This window comes from Mesorhizobium sp. Root102 (assembly GCF_001425625.1).
Lineage (GTDB): Bacteria > Pseudomonadota > Alphaproteobacteria > Rhizobiales > Rhizobiaceae > Mesorhizobium.
On sequence record NZ_LMCP01000012.1, the window covers coordinates 466,490 to 490,823 of the forward strand.

Genomic DNA, 24,334 nt, shown 5'->3' on the forward strand with positions numbered 1-24,334 from the left:
TTGATCCCTATCAATGAGGGTGAAATTCGTGGCTGCAAATTGCCAAACGCGGATGTTCAGCATGCAATTCTCGACGAGCTCTTCCCGCTTCAGTGCTGGCGGTGAGCTTGGCAGTGTCCTATCGTCCGCTCGCGAACTTGGGATCGTTGCGGTTGCTCTCGTGGTTCGGGCGCGGGCAGCTTAAGGCTTGGCAACTTCCGCGACGACCACCCGCTGAGGCTTGGCGAAAAGACCTGCCGGAGGTCGTCACACAGACCAGTGATTCGGATCAATGAAATCCCGTACTTCTTGGAAGTCCATTCGCGGCCGCTAGCCTCTCATAGGGAGATCGACTTGATTGAGCTGCTATTGCTGGCCGGATCGAAAGGTCGTCGCGACCCGACATCCTGACGAGTTGTCTCTTGTTGAGGATCTCAAAATCCTGCGCATTGCGGATTTTGATGATGCCGCGGCGGCTCATCTCGTGAATGACGCGACTGATGCTTTCCCCGGTTGTCCCAAGATAGCTGGCCATGTCACGGCGACTGATAGGTAAGTGGATCGAGAGGTTCGCACCAGAGACCCATTCGTCTGGTTCGCCACGACGACAAAGCATCAACAAGAAACTCGCAACTCGCTCCGGCATCGTCTGGCAGCCAAGCAGCAGCATCCAATCGCGCGCTGCGTCCAGTTCATCCAGTGTGTTCAGCATCAGTTGATGCTCGAGTTCAGGAAAACGCTCCGTCAATCTCTCAAAGGCGCGCCGCTCATAACAACAAAGGATCACATCGGACGCCGCCTCAATGGCGTAGTCGGAAAGGCCTCCGAAGACGCGGCCGAAGAAGTCTGAGCGAAACAGCAGGCCGACGAGTTGCTGGCGTCCGTCTTCCAACGACTTCTGCATGCGCAACACGCCGGACACGACGATGCCGACAAATGATGTAGCCTCCATCTCGGCAAGCACCGTTTCGCCGAGTCGATAGGTCCGGTGATGGGACAGCCTGGCGAGGTCCCTCTGTAAGTCGACATTGACCCTGCTGCAGAGCGAGGTTTTGCGCACGGCGCATCGATCACAGGGCGTCAGAGCTCGGAGGAAAGGCAAGGGTTCCATAGCATTCTCCAACTCACGGTTGTGCCAAAGAGGGACCTCAAAATAGAGCCGACCAGGAAATCAAGTTCGAAAAACACTTCTAAGGCAGCCTAAAGCCAAAACTCGTCCTAGTTTCCATTGTCGTCTTTGTTCTGGATCAAATTGAAATCAGCTGTGCTTCAGTGGCACCGCCACAGGCGCCGGAATTGGATTGGACAGCAGGGGATATACGGCCTAGTATTTTTCGGTCGGGAACATTCAGACCAAAAAAGAGCACTTTTAGGGACCAGATCGTTGATCGCTATGTGGCACATGCCAACGTCGCTCGCTTTCACGAGATGCTTTCTCACGAACTAAGCCCGGAACAGCCGCATGTCGTTGAGGGTCTGCTTGCAAAGGAAGAGCTAAGGCTCCTGGTTCTCGAAGCATCAGAGGAAAGCGCGTTTCGCTCGGGTCTCAAACTGGTCGCCGCGGCGCTCTCGACGCATCACGCCGGCGAAACGATTTCAACCAAATCCACGATCGAAGCCGTGCGATGGGGTTGGCCGGACTGCAACGAAAACGACGATGAATTGACCGCATGCGTCGTGCAGTATGCAAAGGAGCGGCAATTGGTTGTCCTCTTTGACGCGCGGTAGGCGAGCCAGCCCGGTCCTTGGAAGTTGGTCCCGTCGAGCTTCAACTCATTTTTTGCGACAGGGATTAGCTCAGATTATTTCTCAAGTCAGATGCGGTAATTGCACAACGGCAAAAATACCACGATTCTCCAACTCTTCGTTGACGTCATTCGGCAATGGCCGGCAACCACAATGCACGGCATGTTTCAAATGCCAAACCAGTCCTTCATCCGAGGTGCGGAGTTGCGGTGGCTCGTTCGACAGGTGCCATTTCAAGTTTATTTTGGCCTGCCTTGATGGAAAGCGAATTGCTTCGTGAAACATCGGCCCGCTCCCTTTGTTTGAACAACGGTACCGGCTGAAGTCGAATGCGTCGTTGATCCACGTCAAGAGTCATCGCGATGAGTGTTGTGACATGTAAGGGATCGAACAGCGTCGCTCGCTCCGCAAAGCGTCGGTGGCAGGGGCGGCCAGTTGCTTTTCGCTTGATCCCAACAGGATGCGAATGCGAATGGACAGGTCTTTGACGACCGAGCCCGCACTTTGTGGTCCGTCGCGACACCGCCGGAAACAAATCGGCACAGATCGAATGGAAGACCATCGGACCCGACGGCGGCACTTCGTAGAATCCCCTAAGGGTACAACCGAATTGTTGGGCAGGCGCTTTTGCGCTGAAGTTCAAGGCGCAACGACGTCCCCATCTTCAATTGAAGTGCCTGATGGTTGTCGGACGTCAACTCAACGATAGGCCGACATGGGAGTGGTCTGATGTTCTGCGCACACCTGACATCCAAAGCTATCGCAATCGCAGCCTCTTTTTGCAGAGGGCCACTCATTGCAAGTGCACTGCAAGGGCTTGTGACAGATCTGTTCGACCCGTACCGGCCCGAGCTTTACTATATGCGCGGGCCAGGACCGAGATGGCATAAGAAGCACGCTCGTGACAATGCATTGCTTACGTGGGAACGCGATCGAGGTTTCTGATGATCCGGCTGTGCACTGGCCAAGAGTTGATCGGTATCAATGCGTCGACAGGGTCGGTCCCTATGGATTGGCGCCTACATGTCATAGGGCTCAAAGCATTGGAGGGAAATCGTGCTCGGAGACCTGCACCGGCGCGTTGAGAGCGTGCTTTGGGCTGTCCTCAGGATCCTCCGCCGGACGCCGCGCCCATTGATTGGCCGGATAGAAATCCACACGGGTCGACGCATTTCGTTGTCCCCCTCGCACCTTCAGCCTCGGCGGTTGTTGGCGCTGACGGCCGTGGGCGTGTTGGCGTTTGCAACATCGACGGCTTGCGGGGAGGGCATCACGCTGCGAGTTGGTCATTTTCCGAACATCACCCATGTTCAGGCGCTGGTCGCCAGAAATTTTGAGCGGCAGGGCCGGAGCTGGTTTGCGCCGCGCATCGGCCAGGATGTCAAGGTCGAATGGTACGCTTACAATGCCGGTCCAAGCGCCATGGAAGCGATCTTTGCTGGAAGCCTCGACCTTGCCTATGTTGGACCGAATCCGGCTATCAATGCTTATGCACGCTCTGACGGGCAGGAAATTCGCGTGATCGCCGGAGCGGTAAACGGAGGATCGGCACTCGTTGTGCAGCCCGATTCGAACCTCGCCGCCCCATCGGACTTTCGCGGTAAACGGATCGGCACCCCTCAGTTCGGAAATACGCAGGATGTCGCTGCGCGGGCTTGGCTCATGTTAGGTGGACTGCGGATCACGCAGACTGGCGGCGACGCGCTGGTCTTACCGACGGCCAATCCTGATCAGCTGGCGCTATTCAAGACCAGACAACTCGATGCCGTTTGGACCGTTGAGCCGTGGGTAACGCGCCTTGAGCAAGAAGCCGGTGGCAAGGTGTTGGTGGAGGAGAAGAATGCAGTTACGACCATCCTCGTGTCGCGTGCTGAGTTTCTATCGTCGCATCGGAAGACTGTAGCTCGCTTCGCAGCCGCCCACCGGGATCTGACTGACTGGATCAACCAGAATCCTGCCGAAGCCCAGCGCATGGTCAGGGAGGAACTCAGGCTCCAGTTCAGGACCGACATGGCGCCGGAGCTTATAGCACGTGCGTGGTCGCGTTTGACGGTGACCAGCGACATCTCGCTTGAAGCTTTGCAGAGATTTGTCAGCAGCGCTCAGCAAGTCGGCTTCCTGCATGCCGTACCCGACTTATCTCGTCTTCTTGACGTTCCATGAACATGGCTGAAGCGCAATGGCAGGGCGTGATGCCCGAGCATGCCTCTGGAGCATCAAGCAAGCTCATCGTTGAAAGCGTGTCGAAGTGGTTCCGCACTCCGCGGGCAACCGTACACGCACTCGACAGCATTTCGATGCAGGTCGCGGCGGGCGAAGTCGTTTGCCTTGTCGGGCCGAGCGGTTGTGGCAAGTCAACGCTCCTCGATATCATTGCCGGGCTGACCAAGCCGGACTCTGGACACGTGCTTGCCGACGGTCACCTGGTCACTGGTCCCGGGCGGCAGCGGTTGGTCGTGTTCCAGGAGCCGTCGCTGTTTCCGTGGCTGGACGTGTTCGGCAACGTCATGTTCGGCCTGAAACTCTGCCCCGAGCTCACCAATGATGGGCGGCGCGAGATTGCACACCGGTTCCTTGGCTTGGTCGGACTGGAGAAATTCGAGCGGGTGCATGTTCACGAATTGTCGGGTGGCATGAAACAGCGCGTGGCTTTGGCGCGCGCCCTTGCCGCTGATCCACAAGTGCTTCTTATGGATGAGCCGTTTGGCGCGCTCGATGCGATGACCCGGGAGCATCTCTACGACGACGTTCAGCGCATCTGGCGCGACGCCGGCAAGACGATTGTTTTTGTCACTCACAACATGCGTGAGGCAGTCTGCCTGGGTGATCGGGTACTGCTCATGTCGCAGGCGCCGGGAAAGATTATCCAGGCGTTTGACATTCCGTTGCCGCGGCCGCGAAGCATCTATGACGTCGAACTGGTTGGGTACGCCGCGCGCATCGCCGATGCCCTTCGCGGCACAGTAGGAGGAGGGGTGCCTGAATGAGGCGTATTGTTGTCCCCTCACTCTTTTTCATGGCCTTGCTGGGAATTTGGGGCATCGCTGCTGGCAGTGGGCGGTGGTCGCCCGTTCTGTTTCCATCGCCATGGAGCGTTGCTGAGTATCTTTGGGGAGCTCTGTTGGATGGGACTCTTGTCGAGGCGATTTTTGTCACGATGAAGCGGCTTCTGGCTGGCTATGCGATCGGCTTGCTGATCGGTTTGCCGCTAGGGTTGCTCACCAGTTCTTCACAAATGCTGGAGGACACGATTGGAGCGCTAGCGCTCGGGCTCCAGACGTTGCCGAGTGTATGTTGGGTACCCCTCGCACTTCTGTGGTTCGGCCAGACCGAAGGCGCGATGCTGTTCGTGGTCGTCATGGGAACTGTTTGGTCCGTTATCATCGCCACCGACCATGGCGCACGCACAATTCCGCCGATCTATGCCCGCGCGGCGCGAACCATGGGATCGCAGGGGCTGCATCTGTGGACCAGGGTGATGCTGCCTGCATCCTTGCCGTTCCTGGTGAGCGGCATGAAGCAAGGTTGGGCTTTCGCGTGGCGTTCGCTGATGGCGGCAGAGATTTATGTGACCATCCTGACGGGATTTGGCCTTGGTCAACTGCTGCACTATGGGCGGGAGCTGCAGGCGATGGATCAGGTAATCGGCGCCATGGCGATGATCGTGATCATCGGGTCGTTGGCCGACAGAATTCTGTTTTCGCCTTGGGAGCGATTTCTTCACCGGCGTTGGGGAACGAATGTCGAGTAACCCACGGAAGGGGCGGCCTTGTGATCGCAGCGAGGTCGATCGTCAACTTTCGTCACCTTGTTCGCCAAGTCTTGCAGGCAGCATTCACATTCATTGATCGGCATCAATGCCGCGCTCGGCGTCTCATGAATAGGTGCAGCGTGTAGGCACTACTATGGACTTTGCATCGGACCGACAGGCGTCGTCCCGCAAGCCTAGGGATTGAATTCGATGGCAGCGATTGATTTCGAAGAGGCCTTGAACGACCCAGCATCGGTTTTTGGTCAGCCGGAGAATGTCTTGGCGCCAACAACGCTATCAAAGGAACAGAAGTTCGAGATCCTCCGTCGCTGGCAGTACAATGCGGAAGAAGAGGCCGTCGCTCTCGAGGAAGGCATGCCTGGCGAAGAGACTGACGTGCTGCGTCAAGTTCTGGTCGCACTTGGAACCCTCGCCGGCCCCATTGATGTCGAACATCGTGCGCCCTCGAAGCAGCACGGCCAACCGCAAAGCTCTGTCACGGTCCCGAAATTAGACCGACCTGGAGCGAAGCGGTGAGCAGGAGTCCCAAATCGTACCCCAGCGATCGCGCGGAAGTCGCCGAGGTTTTGATCCCTCCGATTGGATTGGTCGGATCGCTGCGCATTCCGCAACAGTCACGTGGCATCATTGCCTTCGCTCACGGCAGCGGTTCAAGCCGGTTCAGCCCGCGCAACACCTATGTGGCGGAAGCCCTCAATCATGCCGGATTTGCCACTTTGCTGTTTGATTTGCTGACGAAGGACGAAGAGGCGGACAGATCCAATGTTTTCGACATCCCGCTGCTCGCAGAACGCCTGACTATGACCTTGAATTGGACCTTCGCGGACCCGCGGACGGATAAATTGCCAGTGGGATTGTTTGGCGCAAGCACTGGTGCCGCAGCCGCCCTCGTTTCGGCCGCGGCGCTCGGAGACAGGATAGGCGCGGTCGTGTCGCGCGGCGGACGACCAGATATGGCGGCGGCTGCACTCGAAGAGGTGCGTGCGCCGACATTGCTGATTGTCGGCGGCAACGACCAGGATGTTCTTGCGCTGAACAGATCGGCGCTGGCGCGTCTCACCTGTCCCAAGGAGTTGAAGGTTATTCCGGGCGCGAGCCATCTTTTTTCAGAATCTGGTGCGCTCGATGCTGTTGTCGCCGAGGCAAGCGCGTGGTTCACGCGCCACCTCTCGCCGGCAGCCCGCCATGCGAGAGAAGGTTGATCCCATGCCGTTCGCAGATCGCTCCGAGGCAGGAAAACGGCTGGGCAAGGCCCTTGATCGCTATCGAGGCGACAATGTCGTGGTACTGGCCTTGCCTCGCGGCGGCGTACCGGTGGCGGCGGAGGTTGCCTCCTATCTGGAGGCTCCTCTTGACCTGCTTCTGGTGCGTAAGATCGGGGTACCAACCCACCCCGAACTTGCCATGGGCGCGATCATCGACGGCGATGATCCCATCGTTGTGCGCAACGCAGATGTCATTCGCCTTGCCTGGGTGTCGGCGGCAGAGTTTGACAAGTCATGCGAGAGGGAACTCGCTGAAATCGAACGTCGACGTCGCCTTTATGCTGGCAATCGCCACCCTCTCGATGTCAAGAGCCGGATTGCCATCATTGTCGACGACGGGATAGCAACAGGCGCGACCGTTCGGGCTGCGATCCGTGGCTTACGGCGACGCAAGCCCTGCAGCATCGTAGTGGCGGTTCCGGTGGCCCCGCCTGAGACGATCGAGGCGCTGAGGAAAGAGGCCGACGATGTCGTCTGTCTTGAAGAGCCCGAATTCTTTCAGGCGATCGGTCTTTATTATCGCGATTTCCATCAATTGAGAGATCAGGACGTGATCGCCTTGATGGACGCCGCACAGGCAAGGGTGTCCGCGGGAACGCCCCCTGCGGTCGATAAATAGTGGCTCAGCCATATTCCTGACCGTTGCGTGGACCGCGCCCATGATTGAGATCAGCGCTGGAAGCGGCCGACGATTTCCGTGAAAGCCAGGACATGGGGCTGTAGCGCTGCCACGACCTATCCGCGCAGGTCCAGGATTTTATGCGAGACGCTCACTGTTGAAGCTCGAGCAGAGACCCGGATTGTCTGTTGACGTGAATCAAAATGCCTTTGAGTGCCTGTGCTAGCATTCAAACGTCTAGGTGTGGCGACAACGCCTGCCTGCCTTTGCGAATGATCAGTTGGAATTCAACGGAGCATCCTGTTGCGTTGAATCTATCCCTTTGAAGTGAGCGCTGGAATCATGACCCTAACGGACAAATCTCGCATCGCTCTTGTGGCTGACATAGGCGGAACCAACGCGCGGTTTGCGATTGCGGACATCGATGAACTCACAATCAAACATTTCGCCAGTTTTCGCTGCGACATGTTCCCATCGCTCCAGACCGCGATCAAAGCCTACATGGATTGCATCCCGCATCGGCCTTCGATCGCTGGTTTCGCTATTGCCGGTCCGGTTACGGAACAGACTGTCCGCATGACGAATCTCCCATGGTCCTTCTCGCGCAAGGATCTGTGCTTAGCAAGCGGCGCGAAGTACGTTCATTTGGTCAATGATTTCGAGGCGCTCGCCATGTCTTTGCCCTTCTTGGGGCCACACGACCTCCACAAGATCGGCGGAGGAGACCCGGTGGATCGTGCGCCGAAAGTCGTGCTGGGACCGGGCACGGGTCTAGGTGTTGCGGGTCTTGTCTCTTCTCCGTCAGGCTGGATCGCATTACCCAGCGAAGGCGGCCACATTTCCTTCGCGGCCGAAGATGCCGATGAACTCTCACTCATCAAGCTCATCGCAAAAAACGAAAAGCACGTGTCGGCGGAGCGCTTGATTTCGGGTCCTGGGCTCGTGCAGATCTACCAGGCGCTGGCGTCGATGCAGGGGGGCGCGGCGGGTTTAGCGTCGGCACCCGAGATCGTAGAACAGGCGCTGCACGGTGAGAATCGCCTCGCGCTCGAGGCGCTCGGATATCTTGAGAGATGGCTAGGTCGTTTCGCGGGCGACATGGCCCTTGTCTACGGCGCTCGGGGCGGCGTCTATCTCGGCGGCGGCATCCCCGCGAGGGTTTTCGACCCTTCAGAAGCCACCGCTTTCCGTTTGGCGTTTTTCCACAGGGAGTTTCAATACAAGGGGCGCCTGTCGTCCTTTCTTGAGCCGATCCCGATCTTTGTGATCAAGGCGCTGGACGCGGGATTGCGAGGTGCGGCAGTAGCGCTGTCCCAAGCGGAATTTTTGTCCTGACACATTGGGAAGCATTTCGCGGGAGGTCCGCGTCCAGGTCTTGTCCGACGAGCCTGCCACCAGATCTCGACGCCAGAGAAGCTCGCTCAGCGCATTGGTGCATCCGCTATTTTGACAGTGCAGCCGCGCTCAGGTCGAACACGTCCTTTTGACGGCAAAGTTGAAATCCGGGCCTCATTATTGCAGCGGCACCGGCCGCAACGCCCAATCTGAGCGCCTCCCCAGGGGCCTTACCTTCGGAGAGTGCCCAGATCATTGCTCCGAGGAAGCTGTCTCCCGCGCCGACGGTAGAGCGCGCGCGCACAGGGATCGCAGGTACGCGCAGTACACCCTGAGCGCTGGCAAGGAGTGCGCCGTCTGCGCCCATGGTAACCGCGACCAACTCTGCCGCACCGCCGGCCACGATGTCGGACGCAGCTTGGCGGACACCCATTTCATCAAGTTTGTGGCCGACAAACTGCTCCAACTCCCCAAGGCTCGGTTTCACCAGGAAGACACGAGAATGCTTGAGCGTCGTACCGAGACCGGTGCCGGAACTGTCGAGAACGAATTTCGCACCGCGCGCTGCTGCCAACTTGGCCATTCGGCCGTAAATGTCGGAAGCTGTGTTCTTGGGGAGACTTCCGCTCGCAATAACGTACTGCCCTGTGTGGGACGCAATTATATCCAGACACGGCTTCAATTCTCCGGGCCGCACTGAGGGCCCTTCGGGAACAAAGCGATATTCGAGGCCCGTGCTGCGTTCGCGAACCATGAAGCTGATCCTGGTATCGCCCCTGATCGGCACCAGGTGACCGAGCACTCCTTCCTTTTGCAGCAGGCGCGCCAGTAGCGAGCCTGTCTCTCCTCCTGCAAGGAAGTAGGCTTCGGCTTCTCCTCCTAACGCCGTGATGACGCGGGCGACATTGATACCGCCACCGCCGGGATCAAACCTTGTGTCGGTGGTTCGCACCTTGCGGGTCGGGCGCACGGCTTCCGTTTCGCTTGAAACGTCGACCGCCGGGTTGAGCGTTATGGTTAGGATCCGTTTCACGAGCTGTTCGGCAATCCTTCACACCCAACCGGTGCAGCAACTGACGCGCTTATGTATCGCGTGCGCCAATTGGGACTGGCTATCTTAAAAACAGCTTGCTCGGACCCGGCCTGTCGCCGCCTTGACCTAGCGCAAACATCAACACGAATACACCTTGACCTCGACAACATCTATTGCCGCCAGGCCAAGGAGTTCGGCGTCGGCTGGTTGAAATGCGCCCTGTCCCGAGGCTCGCAAAAAATTAGGTTCCTGATGGGCCTCATCGAGAAGCATAACGTCAGAGGTGAAGGCCGGTTGCGGGATCGAAAATCTTTGCGCGGTTCATGTTGACCTCGAACCGGAACATCGTTCCTACGGGCACTTTGTCCTGTCTCAAGGCGCCGAAGCAGTTCATCTGCGGGTACTGACGCCAGCACGCACTCTACATGCGGCAGCTCGAACTTGATTGACGGTCTGAAAGAATCCGCAGTCAGTCAGGATGCGCCGACCGGTGCATTCGAGAAATGACAGGAGCCCGTGACACCACAGCGCGCGCCATGGATAGAAATCCTCATGTGCCGGCGCCCCCAACAGGATAGAGCGGCTCTCCAGCTGCCGCATGCCACCGAAGAATGCCCTCCCAGATTTCCTCCGCGGTTTCGGCAAACCAGAAGAGATCGCGATCCTCGGGATCGATGACCCCTTCCTCGACCAAGAAATCGATGTCGATTGCGCGGCGCCAGAATTTCTCACCCACGAGGATGATTGGGATCGGCTTGATCTTGCGGGTCTGAACGAGGGTCAGAGTTTCGAACAGCTCGTCGAACGTTCCAAATCCGCCGGGGAAGGCGATGAGAGCCTTGGCCCGCAGCAGGAAATGAAGCTTCCGGATGGCAAAATAGTGCACCCGAAAGCATAGTTCCGGGCTGACATACGGATTGGGGTATTGCTCGTGCGGTAGGCTGATGTTGAGGCCCACCGATGGCGCGCCGAGATCGAAGGCGCCGCGATTGGCGGCCTCCATGATCCCTGGTCCGGAACCGGTCATGATGACGATGCGGCGATCTTGCTGATCATGGTTGGCACGGCTGACCAATCTGCCGAACTGACGTGCGACATCGTAGAAGTGGGCCTTTGCTGCGATGCGTTCGGCCGCGCCGAGGCGTAAGCTCGCGTCAGCGTCCGGTTGCGCGATCTCCCTGTCACGAAGTGCCCGGAGGTTACGCTGCGCGGCAGTAGGCTCGCAGATGCGGGTGCTACCGAAAACGACAATCGTTCCGCGAATGCCGTGCTGGCGCAGCAGCATTTCTGGCTTCAGATAGTCAATCTCAAGCCGCGGGCCACGGGTGTCATCGTTCTCGAGAAAGGCGGGATCCTCGACGGGCAGCCGATAACTGGGACTGGCTAGAATGGCCTCAAGCCGGCGCGCTGCCCCGGGATCGTCTTCGGGAGGCTTGGGGGTTTGCCAGGGCAACGGCAGCTGCCTCTGCGATGGGTGGGGTGGCGAAGGAACAGGATGAATATCCACGGTCGCCTGCTGTTTGCGTTTCGATTTGCGATCCTCGGATCGGCCCCGGTCCATTTTGATGGCGTTCCTCGGATCAAATGTGCTGCACGGCAGAATTCATTTAGGCGGCGTTGACGACATGCGTCGCAAGGACGCGAGCAGACGATCGCGGGGCGTCATTTCAATCCCGTCTCAGTCCCGTCTCAGTCCCGTCGGAGGATAGCGGTCGAATGAGCGTGCCCTTCGCTCCCCAGGACTTCACCTTCGCCGGGACGGGACCGCGGAGGGCGGTCCCGCAACGATTCAGCTCACGGCTGCTGCGCGCGCTTCACCGCTTTGGCAAGCGCATTGACAGCATCTGCCGAACTCATGTCGGAGTTGAAGAAGTTCGTCACGAGGTCGAGGAACTCGCCACGCACGGTGCGCGAGACCGCCATCTCATGAGCCATGGAAGGCACCAGCGAGTTGTCCTTGATCGCCGCCAACAGGTCTTCGTGCGACTTCAGCGCGCAGGAATCGAACTTGTTCAGCGGCACGTCGGTGCGCGCGGGGATCGAGCCTTTGGCAAGGTTGAAAGTCTCCTGGAAAGCAGGCGACATGATCAGGCTTGCCAGGACCTTCTGGCGGCGTCGCCGCCGCCGCCGGCGATCGGTGAGTCGATCCAGGTGCCTCCCTGGGCCTCAAATGATTTCTTCAGTTCGCCGACGGCTTTTGCCTCACCGCCCGATGTCCACCAGTGAAGCACCTCCACGGTGCCGTCCGCTCGCGCGGCGGTGGATGCCATCGCCAGTCCAAGCCCAAACGCGATCGCCACGCCAATGAACAGTTTCATTTTATCCTCCCATCAGGTCGGAACGGTCCGACTTAAAACAAGCCTGCGACGGATGCGTGGTGACGTCGTTGATTTGCGTCAAATTGGGATGTGGGCGCAAATCGACTACTCAGCCTTCGCCGCCGCGCCGCAGCATAACGAATGCAAAAGCCCCCGCATTGAGATGCATCAAACCGTGGCCCGTGTCGTCACGGTAGACTGACGCGAAGCCAGCTTTGGAGCGTGTGATGGAACTGATGGAAGCATTGCGCACTCGGCGTGCCGTGCGCGAGTTCACGGGCGTTCCTGTAGAAGAAGACGTAATCGAAGAACTGATAGGGGCCGCCATCCTGGCGCCGAGTGCCGTCAACCTTCAGCCATGGGGCTTCGCCGTCGTCCAGGGAGTCGAGCGCCTGCATGGGCTTTCGGCGGAAGCCAAGCACCATGTGCAGGCACACCTGCCCCCCGGCTCACCGCTTGCCATTCATGCTGCCGACCCGGCCTTCGCGATCTTTCACGGCGCGGCCGCGCTTGTGGTCATCTGTGCCATCAATGATGAGAGCCAGTCATCCGAGGACTGCTGCCTGGCCGGCGAGAATTTCATGCTGGCTGCGCATGCAAGAGGTCTTGGGACGTGCTGGATCGGTCTTTCGCGACCGTGGCTGAACGATCCGGCAGTGAAGGCCAAGCTCGGCATCCCAGCACGCTGGCACGCGGTCGCACCGATCATTCTCGGCCATCGCGGTACGCTGCCACCACCGACCCCGCGCGGGAAAGCCAGAATCGTATGGAGCCGGTGACGCATATGTACACAACGATCAATGGTGCGGAACCTGAACGCGCCGCCCGGATATTCGCTCCTCAGCCCGCTGCGGCGACGATCTGGGACTGAGGGGGGAGCACTTCGGCTGCGGTCACGGCGCGTGCGGTGCCTGCTATACGCTGGTCAACCATAAGGCCGTCCCGGCCCGTGTCACGGGCCTCGATCATGTCGTCGGCAAAGAGCTCGTCCCGAACGAGGGGTGGCAAAGGGAGAGGTTCTGCGCCCGGCTCAGCAGGCCTTCCTTGATGAGGACGCGATGCAGCGCGGTGCCTGAACCAGCGGCATGGTCATCTCCGCGGTGGCGCTGCTGGAGCAGTCACTCCAACCCGACGAGAACGAAACCCGCGAGGCGCTCGCTCCGAACTCGCCATGGCCGACGCATGACATAGACCGGTTGCTGGCCAGTGCGGCGCGCTGTCCATGCCGACATACCGATGGCAGTAGATCGACAAGGGCATTCGGACGGACGCCCCTCTTTGAAATTCTTGACTGGGATCAAAGCTTCTGACCGCGAAGTTGGCAGACTGACAACAACGTCAGAGGAGAGTCGAATGAGTGGGCGGTCTTCACGAGCCGACAAGCTAGCAGTCCGATTTGAAGAGATCGGACGCGGTGATGTCGGCCGTGTCGGTGGCAAGAATGCTTCGCTCGGCGAGATGGTGCAGGCTCTGGCGCCAAAAGGCATTCGTGTCCCGCCTGGTTTTGCGACCACGGCTGATGCCTACTGGGATTTCATACAAGCGAACCGGCTAAAGGGGCGCATCCAAGAGCTGCTTGGCGCACTGGGTGCAGGTAAGGCTTCTCTTGCGGAAACAGGCCGGGCGATTCGGGAATTGTTTCTGCATGGTGATTGGCCCGAGGAAACCGCGACCGCAATCACTACCGCCTATCGCGAGCTTTGCCAGCGCATTGGAAAAGCAGAGGTCGATGTCGCCGTGCGTTCGAGCGCGACCGCCGAGGATCTGCCCGACGCGAGCTTCGCCGGCCAGCAGGAAACCTTCTTGAACATTCGCGGCGACAAGGCGCTATTGGTGGCATGCCGCCGCTGCTACGCCTCGCTCTTTACCGATCGAGCCATCAGCTATCGCCAGGCAAAAGGCTTCGACCACATGAGCGTCGCCCTTTCAATCGGCGTGCAGCAGATGGTCCGTTCGGATCTTGGCGGATCGGGCGTCATGTTCTCGATCGACACGGAAACCGGCTTCAAGGATGTGGTCGTCATCGACGCCGCCTGGGGGCTGGGCGAAAATGTTGTGCAGGGCGCCGTCGATCCCGACGAATATCAAGTCTTCAAGCCCCTGCTCTCCGCTCCCGCTCTTGTCCCCATCATCGGCAAGAAGTGCGGCGGCAAGGCGCAGAAGATGATCTACGCCACCGGCGAGAAGCCAACCCGCAACGTGCCAACCTCGAAGATCGAGCGCACGGCTTTCGTGCTTGAGGATCAGGATATCCTGGTGCTTGCCAGATGGGCTACTGCGATCGAGGCCCATTACGGCTGTCCGATGGACATGGAATGGGCAAAGGACGGCGAGACAGGCGAGACCTTCATCGTCCAGGCGCGGCCAGAGACAGTCCAGTCCCGTCGCGAAGTGGCAGCATTCAGGTCTTACACGATCACGCGAAAGGGCAGGAAGCTCATTACTGGCCTTGCTATCGGCGATGCGGTCGTCGCAGGCCGCGTCTGCTTGATCGAAAATGCCCGCGATATCGCCAACTTCGTCGACGGTGCAATCCTCGTCACCGGAACCACCGATCCGGACTGGGTACCGATCATGAAGCGGGCAGTGGCGATCGTCACCGATCACGGCGGGCGCACATCACATGCCGCCATCGTCAGTCGCGAACTCGGCTTGCCAGCAATCGTCGGTGCCGGCAACGCGACCGAATTGCTGCATGGCGAGCAGGTGGTAACGGTGTCCTGCGCCGAAGGTGACCAGGGGTTTGTCTACGAAGGGACGGCCGACTTCGAAACGGAAATGGTCGACATGACCAACCTTCCAGAAACGCACACCCAGATTATGCTCAATCTGGCAAATCCGGCCGCCGCGCTGCACTGGTGGCGTCTTCCTGCAGACGGCGTAGGTCTCGCACGCATGGAGTTCGTGGTGAGCAACCACATCCGCGTCCATCCGATGGCGCTGGTGCACTATGAGCAGCTCAAGGACGAGGGTGCCAAGCGCGAGATTGCGGAATTGACGGTCGGCTATGCGGACAAGACGGACTATTTTGTCGACCGGCTGGCGCGCGGGCTGTCGCGCATTGCGGCGGCGCTTTACCCGAAGCCCGTCATCGTGCGCATGAGCGATTTCAAGACCAATGAATATGCTGGGCTGATCGGTGGCGCGCAGTTCGAGCCAAAGGAGGAAAACCCGATGGTCGGGTTCCGAGGCGCGTCCCGCTACTACTCCCCACGTTACCGAGAGGGCTTCGCGCTGGAGTGCCGAGCCATCCGCCGGCTGCGGAACGAAATGGGATTTCGGAACGTCATCGTGATGATCCCGTTTTGCCGGTCGACGCATGAGGCCGACCAGGTGCTCGAGGCCATGGCAGCGAACGGACTGAGGCGCGGTGAAGATGGCCTGGAGGTTTTCGTCATGTGCGAAATCCCGTCAAACGTCATTCTCGCGGCGGAATTCGCAAAACGCTTCGATGGCTTCTCGATCGGATCGAACGACCTTACGCAGCTTACTCTTGGCGTCGATCGGGACTCTGCCGAGCTCGCGAGCCTGTTCGACGAACAGGATGCCGCGGTCAAATGGATGATCTCAAGCGTCATCAGTGCGGCCCGCAAGTCCGGCGCCAAGATTGGCCTGTGTGGGCAAGCGCCAAGCGATCATCCCGAATTCGCGACATTCCTCGTCGACTGCGGCATCGACTCGATCTCGGTCAGTCCCGACAGCTTCATCGCGGTGAAGCGCAAGGTCGCCATGGCGGAAGCGGCGGCCAAAAACAGTGAGGTAAGACAATGAGAGCCAGCGACATCATGACCATGGGGGCGACGACCGTCCGTCCCGACACAACGATAGAACATGCCGCGCGCGTCATGCTTGAGCATCGCATCAGCGGCCTGCCGGTCGTCAACGCACAAGGCAAGCTGCTGGGCATTGTTACCGAGCGCGACCTGTTGCGTAGGGAGGAGATCGGAACCGCGCGTCACCGCCCAAAATGGCTCGAAATCTGGCTGAGTAGGAGCCAGCTGGCGCAGGAGTATGCTCAGGAGCATGGACGGGAGGTCGAGCACGTCATGAGCCGCGACGTCGCAAGCGTTGGCCCGGATGCGCCGGTCAGCGAGATCGTCGACCTGATGGAAAAGCGTGGCATCAAGCGGCTGCCGGTCGTCAGCGATGGCAAAGTGATCGGCATCGTCAGCCGCTCCAACCTATTGTCGGCGCTGTCGCGCCATGCTGGTGAAATCCCTTTATCGGTCGTCAGCGACTTGGAAATCCGCAAGCGCATTATGGAGGAAGTTGAAAACAAGGCCTGGATGCTTGACGTCGCGATCGACGTCGTCGTTCACGACGGTGTTGTCCATCTCAATGGCACGGTCGCGGATGAAAATGTGCGCGCAGCGATACGCGTCGCAGCCGAAAACACGTCGGGCGCTGTCCGCGTGGTAGACAACATCCGCGTTGTCACCCCTTCAGCGGGCGATACGTGAGTGTCCCTCGGGGCGCAATAAAAGCCGTCTCCAGTATCCTGACAACGCTGCCGAAGATTATGGCGCCGGCGAAGGCCCCAATTACGCCCTTGGCCGCCCGCTCGTTACTCCTTCGCTTCGCGCCCCGAAACCTCATCGAGAACTATACGAAAGAATATGTGCCGAGCATCGTCGGCCAAGGGAGGCGTGGCCGGCTTCAGGGCGCCCGGCTCCCACCAATTCGAATGAGTGCTGAGCAACGACCAAGCATGATCCCGCTCCCGCTTGTGCCCAATCCTCTCGGGCAGCTCCTCATAGCGTCCGTCCGCGATGACGCTCTTCCACTGACCTCTTTGTCGCGGACTTTCGACGAGCACCGACACATGCGGATTGGCACGCATCCAGTCGATCTTCTTGCCCGGAATGGAGAAGGCATAAAGTACTTCATCCGCGTACGCGTAATAGATGGGAACTACATAGGGGCGCCCGTCCTTGGCGCAGGCCAAGCGGGCCAAATTGTGCCCGGCCAGCACCTTTGCACATTCGGCCACACTTAGGGTGCGTATCAACATCGTCTATCACCCGGTAGGGTCAAGAAGCTTGGAATTCGCATAGGCACAGTCGGTTGCCAGATCGATCCGCGGAGAGAATAGGGCGAACTCGGTGGACGACGAGAAGCCTGCTAGCCACTGGTCGTCAATCCACGGACAGGTGCTTGATCTCGAGCTTCCGGATCGCGTCCCGAAGCTCATGTGACGGCAGCTTGGTGAAATCCTTGGCTATTTCCGCCGTCGTGATCTTAAGAAGACTCTCCGGAAAGGCTTGGCGAAGGTCGCCTAACATCTGGGGAGCCGCAGCGACCACGAGCTGGTCGAAATCTCCGGCAACATGATGACTGTGCAAGGTGTGAGCCAGCATCGCAGCAAAGGCCCGGTCCTGCTCGCGCACAGGCTCGGAATGATATTCCATCGCCGATCGTCGCGCCCCTGTCGAAGCGAAGCTGCGACCCGGCTTGTCGGCCATGATCTCGCGCAATTGCCGTGGTTCCGAATGGAACACCAGATCCTCTTGTTTGTCAGGCGTCTTCCCAGTCGACAGGACATCGCGCAGAATTCGCGCTCGTGCTCCATCTGCGACCAGAACCCAAATCCTCCGCGATTTCATGATAGCCTCGTTCCAACCATTTGTTTTGAATTATACACCGGTCAAGCAATTCGGCCTTGATCCGTGTCAATGCGACTTTATCGCCGCCAAATTGGTTCATCGGATAACGTGCGTTAGGGCCGGGTTTCGGATTGACTGGACATTGCGCCTTCTTCGGTCTCAGTCTTCTGATCGCGCCCAAGGGTTGGAAAATGCCAACGAACCAGGCCAAGACCAAGGAGCGCCAGCGTGGTGAAACCCGCGCCCGCCAGGAAGGTCATTTGCGGCCCAAAAGTCTCCCAGAGCGTGCCTGCCAGCAGGCTGGCCCCTAGCAGTGCGAGCCCGCCCGACAGATTGAACATTCCGAAGGCTGTGCCTCTCAGTTCCGGCGGCGCCGTATCGGCGACCAGCGTTGCCAGAAGCCCTTGTGTAAACCCAAGATGGAGGCCCCAGAGAGCGACGCCGAGCGCGACACCGGCAAGGTTTCCCGGGCGCGCCAGGACAAGGTCCGCAGCAATCAGAATCAAAAAGCCGAGAATTAGCATTGTCAGGCGATTGACTCGATCGGAGAGCGCGCCCGCCGGATAAGCCGCGAGTGAGTAGATCACGTTCATGACCACGAGGACCAGGGGAATGAGAACGATCGGCAAGCCCATTGCTTGCGCGCGCAGTATGAGAAAGGCCTCGCTGAATCTGGCCAGAGTGAACACCGTGGCGACGCAAACGACGAGCCAGAAGGAAGAGCCAAGGCTCCGCAACTCAGGCAGACTCAAGGGCGCGCGCACCTCGCGCAGACCTGCAGGTCGCGCTGGCTCTTGGACCACAACGAGCAGCAAGGCCACCGCCAGCGCGCCAGGTAGGATCGCGACCCAGAACACGATCCGAAACTGATTGGAGGTCAGCCACATGAAGCCAATCGCCAGCAGCGGCCCGACGAATGCGCCAACCGTGTCGAGCGACTGACGAAGACCGAAACTGGCGCCTCGCAAGTCGGGCGGAGCAATATCTGCAATCAGAGCGTCACGGGGTGCGTCGCGGATTCCCTTACCGATCCGGTCGACAAAGCGCGCCGCCATAACCCAGCCGACTGACGAAGCCAGCGGGAAAACCGGCTTCGTGACGGCGGCGAGGCCGTAACCGATGACGGCCAGCAGCTTGCGCTTTCCCAGCCAATCAGACAGCGCACCGGAGAAGACCTTGGTGATGGCGGCCGTCGCTTCAGCAACGCCTTCGATAGCCCCGACCGTCACCATCGATGCCCCCATGATGGTCACGAGGTAGATCGGCAGTAGAGCATGGATCATCTCCGACGAGACGTCCATCAACAGCGAGACGAAGCCCAATGCCCAGATCCCTGCAGGGATGGTCCGAAGGCGGGTGGGGGCATTCTCTGACGTCTCGAAGTGTTCCATGCCTTCCCTGTCAGCAGATAGATCTTGTCGCAACCACCACCATTCCAGGTCGTTTTCGACGTTGCAGATTCATCATTGAACCAATCCCTTCACAGCGCGCTGATGGCGCCAGTCCACATCCAGGGTTCCCGCTAGGGATGCTTCAACCAATCACCAATGCGGTCAGGGAACCCAGTCGAAGTTCTGTTGGCGTGGTCGCGACTTTCCGAACAGGAATGTGGATGCCGACCGTAGTCATGATGCTCTCCCCAATTTGAAGGCTCTGATGGGAGGCAATGAACAGGAAGACCGGGCCGGCAGCTTTGATGCGGGTCAAAAGGAAATCTTTGCACCCGCGGCATCTGAACTGCCTCGCAAAGAGTCCGAGCAGGCAGAAGAATCGTGTTTGACGCGTATCGCGGTAAGACGGCGCGGATACAGATTGTCGCGAGCGTCCAGAATTTACCAGTTGAGGAGTTCATTCGCGTTCCATCGATTTTCCGATTTGGAAACACATTGCCCTTTTGATCCTCATCAAAGCGGCGGCCGCTCCTTTCTGCATTTTGACATTGTCAAGTGAGTGGGTGCGACCCGCTGGTGGAGGTGCAACATGAACGACAATATCTTGCGACAGAACATTATCGATGAGTTGGAGTTCGAGCCCAGCATCGATGCGGCCGACATCGGCGTCGCCGTCGACAACGGTGTGGTCACACTGACTGGCCATGTCTCGACCTTTGGGCAGAAGGCCGCAGCGGAAAATGCGACACTCTCTGTCAAGGGCGTAAAAGGTCTCGCCCAGGAAATCGAAGTGCGGCCCTTCGGCGCCAATGTAACCGCTGATGACGAGATCGCTAGGCGTGCTCTGCATACAATCAGCTGGAACACGGTGGTTCCCGACGGAGCGGTGCAGGTCAAGGTCCAGAATGGCTGGGTGACACTCACTGGCAAGGTGGACTGGCAGTACCAGAGGGTCGCAGCGTTCGCCGCCATAAGGTATCTGGCTGGCGTGCTTGGCGTCTACAACAACATTGAGGTAAGGCCCCGCGCGTCAGTGTCGGATGTAAAAAAGCGCATCGAAGACGCATTGAAACGCAACGCCGAAGTTGAAGCCAAGGCAATAGAAGTCAAGGTGTCCGACGGCAAGGTCACGCTCGATGGCAAGGTACACACCTGGGCCGAGCGGAGTGCGACAGTGAGGGCCGCCTGGGCCGCGCCTGGGGTCCATATGGTCGATGACCGCATTATGATCGCCTGATGTGTTTGGACGTTAGAGCGAGGCGGATCATGTCTGCTCCCCTTTTTTTGGGAAGCTTGGCAGGTGTCGTTAAAGCGATGGTGCTCGAAATGATCACAACTCCTTTGAATGTGATCGACAGTCTCGATCCAATTCCAGGGTAGGCAAGATTAGGTTGAACGTCGAGGCATGCGCTGTCTGCCGGACCAATCTGCACGTCGTCGACAGTGATCTGCTTCATCGGAACTGCCGCTCGACCCCGGTCATGACATTCTTGGCATCATTGATTTGGTTGGTGAAGGCACTGCCGCACCACGCGCACGATCGCAGTATGAGCGCGCTGTTCGACGCACGAAAGCATGCGTGCTGAATGTATCACCGGCATTGCGAGATTCTGTTTAGACGCTTGCCAAGCGGCTTACCGCTACTTTCGCAAGTGGAAAATCTCCTGGGATCGCTTTGGGGCCATTGGCGTTCCCTGCGGCCGCAGTTTTGACGACGATCAAGTCGTCATTTTGCGCATGCCGCTAGAGTGGCACGCAATGGAGTGACGTGATGAGAGATTTCGAAGGGAAGACCGCGATCGTGACCGGGGCTGGATCAGGCATCGGCGCGGCAATCGCCATTGAACTGGCGGCACGCGGTGCGCATGTCGTTGCCGCCGACATAGATATGGTGGCTGCAGAAACAACGGTGACCAAAATCGCTTCGACGCTTGGCAATGCGCGTGCCTGTCGGGTCGATGTCGCAGATCCGCGCTCGGTCGAGCAGATGGTGGTGTTCGCAGTCGAGATTTTTGGCGGGCTCCAGTTCGCCGTGAACAATGCCGGCATCGGCGGGCCAAGCGAGACGACGGCCAATTATCCCCTTGAGGACTGGCAGAAAATCATCGACGTCAATCTCAATGGCGTCTTCTACGGTCTGAAATATGAAATAGCCGCGATGCTGAAATCCGGCGGAGGCGCGATCATCAACATGTCGTCCATTCTCGGCTCCGTTGGTTGGGAGAATGCCTGTGCCTATGTCTCGACCAAGCATGCGCTCATCGGGCTGACGAAGACAGCCGCCATGGAATATGCCGGCCACAACATTCGTATCAACGCCGTTGGGCCCGGCTTCATCGATACACCATTGCTGACGAAGAACCTGGATGCCGAAACGATCGGGCAGCTGGCGGCCTTGCATCCAGTAGGCCGCCTGGGGACACCTGAGGAAGTCTCGGCACTGACGTGCTTCCTGTTGTCCACCAATGCCAGCTTCATCACCGGCAGCTACCATCTCGTGGACGGTGGGTACACAGCCAAATGACTTAGGCGCTGACTGATTGACCCAAAATCAAGACAGCACGTGCAAACTGCTCGATGCAATCGAGAGGCATGCTGCCTGAATTAGCGATTTAGTGCCGAGGTCTGTTTTTGAATGGAGGAGCGCGATGCGGCGCATATTGCTTGCCACGGATGGTTCGACGGGAGCCCGTCGCGCGACTGAGGTGGCGGCAGAGCTGGCTCGGGTTACGGGAAGTCGCTTGTCCATCCTGACCGTTGGCGGAAATGTTTCCGGCGACGAGGTGAGGCAGCTTGCACGCGCCGAGGGAAATGCCGCCGATGCGCTTGAAGAACTCTCGAACCAGGCGTTGCGTCAGGCCAAGGAGCGAGCAGAGGGGGCCGGTGTCCCGGATGTCCGTGTGCAAATTGGGTGGGGTGATCCTGCGGAGGTGATCATCGAAACGGCTCGACGAGAGCAGGCCGATGCAATCGTGATAGGTCGACGAGGCCAGGGACGCCTTGCGGGATTGCTCCTCGGAAGCGTGTCGCAGAAGGTAGCGACCCTCGCTCCATGCGTCGTCATCATGGTTCCTTGACCACGGTTTGATGCAGGTGACGAGCGGTACTTTCGCGCCAATAAGCGCAACGTACGTCTATCAGCCTGTGCCACTCTTCGCCCCCGAAGGCCGACGGCGGAGAGTTCGCGCTTCGGCGTCCGCATCAACGGCTTCCAGTCTGGTTCGTATCAAAACGGACCATTCCAACAGTCCTTTCCTATCGAGCCCCTTTGGTATCCACATTGGCTCACCGACGGACATGCCCTACGGTCGCAAGCGGGTGAGGCAATTCTCGCTGGTCCCATCGGCTCGCCATGACGCATTTGGGATCACTCGCAACTTAGACCGGAACGATCAAGAACTGAAGTTGCGACGCCAATCGGACCGTGCCTGGCTTCACCTCGTGACAAGGGCCCAGTGGTCCGTCCACTGCAATCACCCCGAATTTTGTTGTCGAGAGGTGTTCAGCCATAAATTTGCAAGCGTCACCCCTATGAGAATGTGCCGAGCGATGACTTCTCCCCGAAATGACTGACCAACGAAAACTGTCGCGTGGCGCCCCTCAGCCAGAGCAAACAGGGGGAAGTATTTGCCATGCCAAAACAGAGCCAGCACTGGGGCCCCTTCTGCCAACAGCCGGTCGAGGAGTAGAATCTGCTCGGCATTCTTTCGCCATAAGGCAGACCACACTCTCAGGATCACCTCTGCACCGATGCTTGTGGCCGCATCGCGACAAGCGCGCATTATCCTGCGGGACCGCCGTTCCTGATCAGGCTTTTCACGATGCAACGGAGTGCTCATTTGCTTATGAATGCAGCGTCCGCCATTACGACGCCGATGTCAGGACAGCCTCACCGATCGCGTGCGCGAGGTTTCGAAGAATTTTGTATTCCTCGCCAAGGCCGCGCTTTGCGGCCTGCCAGTTGTTGTCTTTGCTCGCTCTCGCTGCCCTGTGCGCCTTCAGCACGGATGCATAAAGGGTCAACGCCATTTTTGTGGTTGCATCGTTGGAAAAGCGCTTCGACGTCTGGATTGCCGCTTCTCGTAGCGTCTTTCGTTCGGCGACACTGCGACCGACCACCCAATGGAGCGCATGCGCAAAATGATCGGCGGGCGAGTTGGCTGGAAGGAGCCGTCCGTTGCGGCTGTCGGTCACAACCTCACGAGCACCAGGGGCGTCCAGCGCTACAACGGGGATACCAGCCGCCATCGCCTCGACGAGGACGAGGCCTTGCGTTTCGGAATGCGAGGAGAATGCAAAGACATCCATTGCCGCATATGCGTCGGCAAGTTCTGTCCCCGTAAACGCGCCCACCAGATGGACCCGGCTGCCTAAGCCTGCTCCGGTCAAAGTGTCCTGGATGTGCGCCATTGTCTCTCCGCAGCCCACAACAAGGAAATGAGCACCTGCGTGAGAGGTCAGGAATTGTTTCACGGCTTCAGTCAGGTATTCGAGATTTTTCTCAGGCGCCAGGCGCCCGACGTGACCAACAACAAAGGCATCGCTCGGAATCCCGCTGGCAGACCGCAGGCGCTTGCCGTCGCCACGGTCGAACCGGGTAGCATCAATTCCTGTGGGCACCACGGTTACAGGTGTCTTGACGCCATGTTCTGTGAGAAACTGCGCCATGCTTTGGCTTGGCGCGATGACGGCGTCACAAAGATCGCAATAGCCGAGAGCCAGGCTAAGAACGAGCCGTTTGAGAGCTGGCGAATCCTGCGCAACGTAATGCCCATAGAGTTCGTACCGGGTATGGTACGTGTATACGATCGGCAGGTCGCGCGTGGCCGATACGCGAAGAGCCGTGTCGCCCAGAAGGAATGGGTGATGGGAATGCACGATGTCGGGTTGGAAGACGCCCAAGGCCTCGTCGAGCGAGCGACTGAGCGGGATCGGCACCGAGAAATCGCTGCCTCCGAAGCGACTCGGGCGCGATGATCAGAACCCGATGGCCGGCCGCCCGCAGATTTTCGGCAAGCCAAGTGACACTATTGGCTACGCCGCCAATATAAGGGGTGAAGGTATTCGTGAGCATCAATATATTCATCGAAGCCGCAGTCCCCGGGAGATTTGTCACCGATCCACCTAGCGCTGCTGATCCATCGCCGCATTGATCGGCATCATATGGACGAGCTTGGATCATCGACGACGAAGAGGGGCTACTCCGCAGGGTTTATTGGCCAATGGGTACTCAACACGCCGACATCCCCATAAGAGTCAAAGGCGAGGTTGCA

25 protein-coding genes and 2 pseudogenes are annotated in these 24,334 nt (G+C 58.8%); 15 read left to right on the forward strand and 12 right to left on the reverse strand.

The genetic code is table 11. The features are described 5' to 3' along the window. Positions 1-268 precede the first annotated feature (268 nt). Positions 269-1,039, reverse strand: a complete 771-nt coding sequence (locus ASD12_RS13425) for a Crp/Fnr family transcriptional regulator (protein WP_244482837.1) — start codon at positions 1,037-1,039, stop codon at positions 269-271. A 335-nt stretch (positions 1,040-1,374) separates the two neighbouring features. Between ASD12_RS13425 and ASD12_RS13430 the strand changes: the two genes are divergently transcribed. After that, the gene (locus tag ASD12_RS13430; protein WP_156398586.1) at positions 1,375-1,707 is read left to right on the forward strand and encodes a hypothetical protein; all 333 of its coding nucleotides are present in this window, start codon (positions 1,375-1,377) and stop codon (positions 1,705-1,707) included. 81 nt (positions 1,708-1,788) lie between these two features. On the opposite strand, the gene ASD12_RS34115 is transcribed toward ASD12_RS13430, so the two are convergent. Further along, positions 1,789-2,010 carry a hypothetical protein gene (locus ASD12_RS34115; protein WP_200953698.1) on the reverse strand — a complete coding sequence of 74 codons (222 nt, stop codon included), beginning with the start codon at positions 2,008-2,010 and terminating at the stop codon, positions 1,789-1,791. A gap of 924 nt (positions 2,011-2,934) precedes the next feature. Here ASD12_RS34115 and ASD12_RS13435 point away from each other — a divergent pair. From ASD12_RS13435 to glk, 7 genes are all read left to right on the forward strand, one after another. Continuing rightward, positions 2,935-3,888, forward strand: a complete 954-nt coding sequence (locus ASD12_RS13435; protein WP_244482838.1) for an ABC transporter substrate-binding protein — start codon at positions 2,935-2,937, stop codon at positions 3,886-3,888. Continuing rightward, the gene (locus tag ASD12_RS13440) at positions 3,885-4,712 is read left to right on the forward strand and encodes an ABC transporter ATP-binding protein (protein ID WP_244482839.1); all 828 of its coding nucleotides are present in this window, start codon (positions 3,885-3,887) and stop codon (positions 4,710-4,712) included. The genes ASD12_RS13435 and ASD12_RS13440 overlap by 4 nt, the downstream gene beginning before the upstream one ends. Beyond that, entirely contained in the window at positions 4,709-5,476 is a 768-nt protein-coding gene (locus tag ASD12_RS13445) for an ABC transporter permease (RefSeq protein ID WP_056586323.1), read from the forward strand. Before ASD12_RS13440 ends, ASD12_RS13445 begins: the two co-directional genes overlap by 4 nt. 210 nt (positions 5,477-5,686) lie before the next feature. Beyond that, positions 5,687-6,013 carry a hypothetical protein gene (locus ASD12_RS33100; protein WP_200951045.1) on the forward strand — a complete coding sequence of 109 codons (327 nt, stop codon included), beginning with the start codon at positions 5,687-5,689 and terminating at the stop codon, positions 6,011-6,013. Beyond that, complete coding sequence (locus ASD12_RS13450; RefSeq protein ID WP_056586326.1) at positions 6,010-6,699, forward strand: dienelactone hydrolase family protein; 690 nt, start codon at positions 6,010-6,012, stop codon at positions 6,697-6,699. Before ASD12_RS33100 ends, ASD12_RS13450 begins: the two co-directional genes overlap by 4 nt. A gap of 4 nt (positions 6,700-6,703) precedes the next feature. Beyond that, positions 6,704-7,381, forward strand: coding sequence for a phosphoribosyltransferase (locus ASD12_RS13455; protein ID WP_056586866.1), 678 nt, complete (start codon positions 6,704-6,706; stop codon positions 7,379-7,381). A 342-nt stretch (positions 7,382-7,723) separates the two neighbouring features. Next, on the forward strand, positions 7,724-8,716 hold the full coding sequence (gene glk, locus ASD12_RS13460; protein ID WP_056586329.1) for a glucokinase: 993 nt from the start codon (positions 7,724-7,726) through the stop codon (positions 8,714-8,716). 106 nt (positions 8,717-8,822) lie between these two features. Here glk and ASD12_RS13465 read toward each other — a convergent pair whose 3' ends face one another. From ASD12_RS13465 to ASD12_RS13480, 4 genes are all read right to left on the reverse strand, one after another. After that, positions 8,823-9,749: a 1-phosphofructokinase family hexose kinase gene (locus tag ASD12_RS13465; RefSeq protein WP_056586332.1), complete on the reverse strand. Its 927-nt coding sequence runs from the start codon at positions 9,747-9,749 to the stop codon at positions 8,823-8,825. Between the two features lie 550 nt (positions 9,750-10,299). After that, positions 10,300-11,310 carry an LOG family protein gene (locus tag ASD12_RS13470; protein WP_082525411.1) on the reverse strand — a complete coding sequence of 337 codons (1,011 nt, stop codon included), beginning with the start codon at positions 11,308-11,310 and terminating at the stop codon, positions 10,300-10,302. A 233-nt stretch (positions 11,311-11,543) separates the two neighbouring features. Beyond that, positions 11,544-11,834 (reverse strand): hypothetical protein, encoded by a 291-nt coding sequence (locus ASD12_RS13475; protein WP_056586335.1) that lies wholly within the window; start codon positions 11,832-11,834, stop codon positions 11,544-11,546. Between the two features lie 2 nt (positions 11,835-11,836). After that, on the reverse strand, positions 11,837-12,067 hold the full coding sequence (locus ASD12_RS13480; protein ID WP_056586338.1) for a hypothetical protein: 231 nt from the start codon (positions 12,065-12,067) through the stop codon (positions 11,837-11,839). A 227-nt stretch (positions 12,068-12,294) separates the two neighbouring features. On the opposite strand from ASD12_RS13480, the gene ASD12_RS13485 reads away from it, so the two are divergent. The 3 genes from ASD12_RS13485 to ASD12_RS13495 all read left to right on the forward strand — a co-directional run bounded on the left by ASD12_RS13485 (position 12,295) and on the right by ASD12_RS13495 (position 16,527). Next, on the forward strand, positions 12,295-12,846 hold the full coding sequence (locus ASD12_RS13485) for a nitroreductase family protein (RefSeq protein ID WP_056586341.1): 552 nt from the start codon (positions 12,295-12,297) through the stop codon (positions 12,844-12,846). Positions 12,847-13,420: 574 nt separating this feature from the next. Next, entirely contained in the window at positions 13,421-15,838 is a 2,418-nt protein-coding gene (gene ppsA / locus ASD12_RS13490; RefSeq protein WP_056586345.1) for a phosphoenolpyruvate synthase, read from the forward strand. Further along, complete coding sequence (locus ASD12_RS13495; RefSeq protein ID WP_056586348.1) at positions 15,835-16,527, forward strand: CBS domain-containing protein; 693 nt, start codon at positions 15,835-15,837, stop codon at positions 16,525-16,527. The genes ppsA and ASD12_RS13495 overlap by 4 nt, the downstream gene beginning before the upstream one ends. Positions 16,528-16,631: 104 nt before the next feature. Here ASD12_RS13495 and ASD12_RS13500 read toward each other — a convergent pair whose 3' ends face one another. From ASD12_RS13500 to ASD12_RS34120, 4 genes are all read right to left on the reverse strand, one after another. Continuing rightward, positions 16,632-17,078: a pyridoxamine 5'-phosphate oxidase family protein gene (locus tag ASD12_RS13500; protein WP_056586351.1), complete on the reverse strand. Its 447-nt coding sequence runs from the start codon at positions 17,076-17,078 to the stop codon at positions 16,632-16,634. Positions 17,079-17,202: 124 nt separating this feature from the next. Continuing rightward, positions 17,203-17,670 carry a host attachment protein gene (locus ASD12_RS13505; protein ID WP_056586355.1) on the reverse strand — a complete coding sequence of 156 codons (468 nt, stop codon included), beginning with the start codon at positions 17,668-17,670 and terminating at the stop codon, positions 17,203-17,205. A 113-nt stretch (positions 17,671-17,783) separates the two neighbouring features. After that, a complete protein-coding gene (locus ASD12_RS13510; RefSeq protein WP_082525412.1) occupies positions 17,784-19,061 on the reverse strand; it encodes an MFS transporter in 1,278 nt (425 codons plus the stop codon). A gap of 142 nt (positions 19,062-19,203) precedes the next feature. After that, on the reverse strand, positions 19,204-19,377 hold the full coding sequence (locus tag ASD12_RS34120) for a hypothetical protein (protein ID WP_156389082.1): 174 nt from the start codon (positions 19,375-19,377) through the stop codon (positions 19,204-19,206). Positions 19,378-19,650: 273 nt separating this feature from the next. Between ASD12_RS34120 and ASD12_RS13515 the strand changes: the two genes are divergently transcribed. The 4 genes and pseudogenes from ASD12_RS13515 to ASD12_RS13525 all read left to right on the forward strand — a co-directional run bounded on the left by ASD12_RS13515 (position 19,651) and on the right by ASD12_RS13525 (position 22,138). Further along, positions 19,651-20,298, forward strand: coding sequence for a BON domain-containing protein (locus ASD12_RS13515; protein ID WP_056586359.1), 648 nt, complete (start codon positions 19,651-19,653; stop codon positions 20,296-20,298). A 29-nt stretch (positions 20,299-20,327) separates the two neighbouring features. Then, a pseudogene (locus ASD12_RS35285) lies at positions 20,328-20,580 on the forward strand (alcohol dehydrogenase catalytic domain-containing protein); the annotation flags it as partial. A 252-nt stretch (positions 20,581-20,832) separates the two neighbouring features. Further along, positions 20,833-21,585: an SDR family NAD(P)-dependent oxidoreductase gene (locus ASD12_RS13520; RefSeq protein WP_056586363.1), complete on the forward strand. Its 753-nt coding sequence runs from the start codon at positions 20,833-20,835 to the stop codon at positions 21,583-21,585. 124 nt (positions 21,586-21,709) lie between these two features. Continuing rightward, positions 21,710-22,138: a universal stress protein gene (locus ASD12_RS13525; RefSeq protein ID WP_056586366.1), complete on the forward strand. Its 429-nt coding sequence runs from the start codon at positions 21,710-21,712 to the stop codon at positions 22,136-22,138. Between the two features lie 787 nt (positions 22,139-22,925). On the opposite strand, the gene ASD12_RS33105 is transcribed toward ASD12_RS13525, so the two are convergent. Then, a complete protein-coding gene (locus ASD12_RS33105) occupies positions 22,926-23,684 on the reverse strand; it encodes a glycosyltransferase (RefSeq protein ID WP_280139556.1) in 759 nt (252 codons plus the stop codon). Further along, positions 23,667-24,011 (reverse strand): annotated as a pseudogene (locus ASD12_RS35740) (glycosyltransferase); the annotation flags it as partial. The gene ASD12_RS33105 and the pseudogene ASD12_RS35740, both read right to left, overlap by 18 nt. Positions 24,012-24,334 lie beyond the last annotated feature (323 nt).

Bases quoted from the DNA above. Each gene is read 5' to 3' on its own strand.
- ASD12_RS34115 (WP_200953698.1), bottom strand. From the start codon at position 2,010: ATGTTTCACGAAGCAATTCGCTTTCCATCAAGGCAGGCCAAAATAAAC.
- ASD12_RS13440 (WP_244482839.1), top strand. From the start codon at position 3,885: ATGAACATGGCTGAAGCGCAATGGCAGGGCGTGATGCCCGAGCATGCC.
- ASD12_RS13445 (WP_056586323.1), top strand. From the start codon at position 4,709: ATGAGGCGTATTGTTGTCCCCTCACTCTTTTTCATGGCCTTGCTGGGA.
- ASD12_RS33100 (WP_200951045.1), top strand. From the start codon at position 5,687: ATGGCAGCGATTGATTTCGAAGAGGCCTTGAACGACCCAGCATCGGTT.
- ASD12_RS13455 (WP_056586866.1), top strand. From the start codon at position 6,704: ATGCCGTTCGCAGATCGCTCCGAGGCAGGAAAACGGCTGGGCAAGGCC.
- glk (WP_056586329.1), top strand. From the start codon at position 7,724: ATGACCCTAACGGACAAATCTCGCATCGCTCTTGTGGCTGACATAGGC.
- ASD12_RS13470 (WP_082525411.1), bottom strand. From the start codon at position 11,310: ATGGACCGGGGCCGATCCGAGGATCGCAAATCGAAACGCAAACAGCAG.
- ASD12_RS13475 (WP_056586335.1), bottom strand. From the start codon at position 11,834: ATGTCGCCTGCTTTCCAGGAGACTTTCAACCTTGCCAAAGGCTCGATC.
- ASD12_RS13480 (WP_056586338.1), bottom strand. From the start codon at position 12,067: ATGAAACTGTTCATTGGCGTGGCGATCGCGTTTGGGCTTGGACTGGCG.
- ASD12_RS13485 (WP_056586341.1), top strand. From the start codon at position 12,295: ATGGAACTGATGGAAGCATTGCGCACTCGGCGTGCCGTGCGCGAGTTC.
- ppsA (WP_056586345.1), top strand. From the start codon at position 13,421: ATGAGTGGGCGGTCTTCACGAGCCGACAAGCTAGCAGTCCGATTTGAA.
- ASD12_RS13495 (WP_056586348.1), top strand. From the start codon at position 15,835: ATGAGAGCCAGCGACATCATGACCATGGGGGCGACGACCGTCCGTCCC.
- ASD12_RS13500 (WP_056586351.1), bottom strand. From the start codon at position 17,078: ATGTTGATACGCACCCTAAGTGTGGCCGAATGTGCAAAGGTGCTGGCC.
- ASD12_RS13505 (WP_056586355.1), bottom strand. From the start codon at position 17,670: ATGAAATCGCGGAGGATTTGGGTTCTGGTCGCAGATGGAGCACGAGCG.
- ASD12_RS13510 (WP_082525412.1), bottom strand. From the start codon at position 19,061: ATGGAACACTTCGAGACGTCAGAGAATGCCCCCACCCGCCTTCGGACC.
- ASD12_RS13515 (WP_056586359.1), top strand. From the start codon at position 19,651: ATGAACGACAATATCTTGCGACAGAACATTATCGATGAGTTGGAGTTC.
- ASD12_RS13520 (WP_056586363.1), top strand. From the start codon at position 20,833: ATGAGAGATTTCGAAGGGAAGACCGCGATCGTGACCGGGGCTGGATCA.
- ASD12_RS13525 (WP_056586366.1), top strand. From the start codon at position 21,710: ATGCGGCGCATATTGCTTGCCACGGATGGTTCGACGGGAGCCCGTCGC.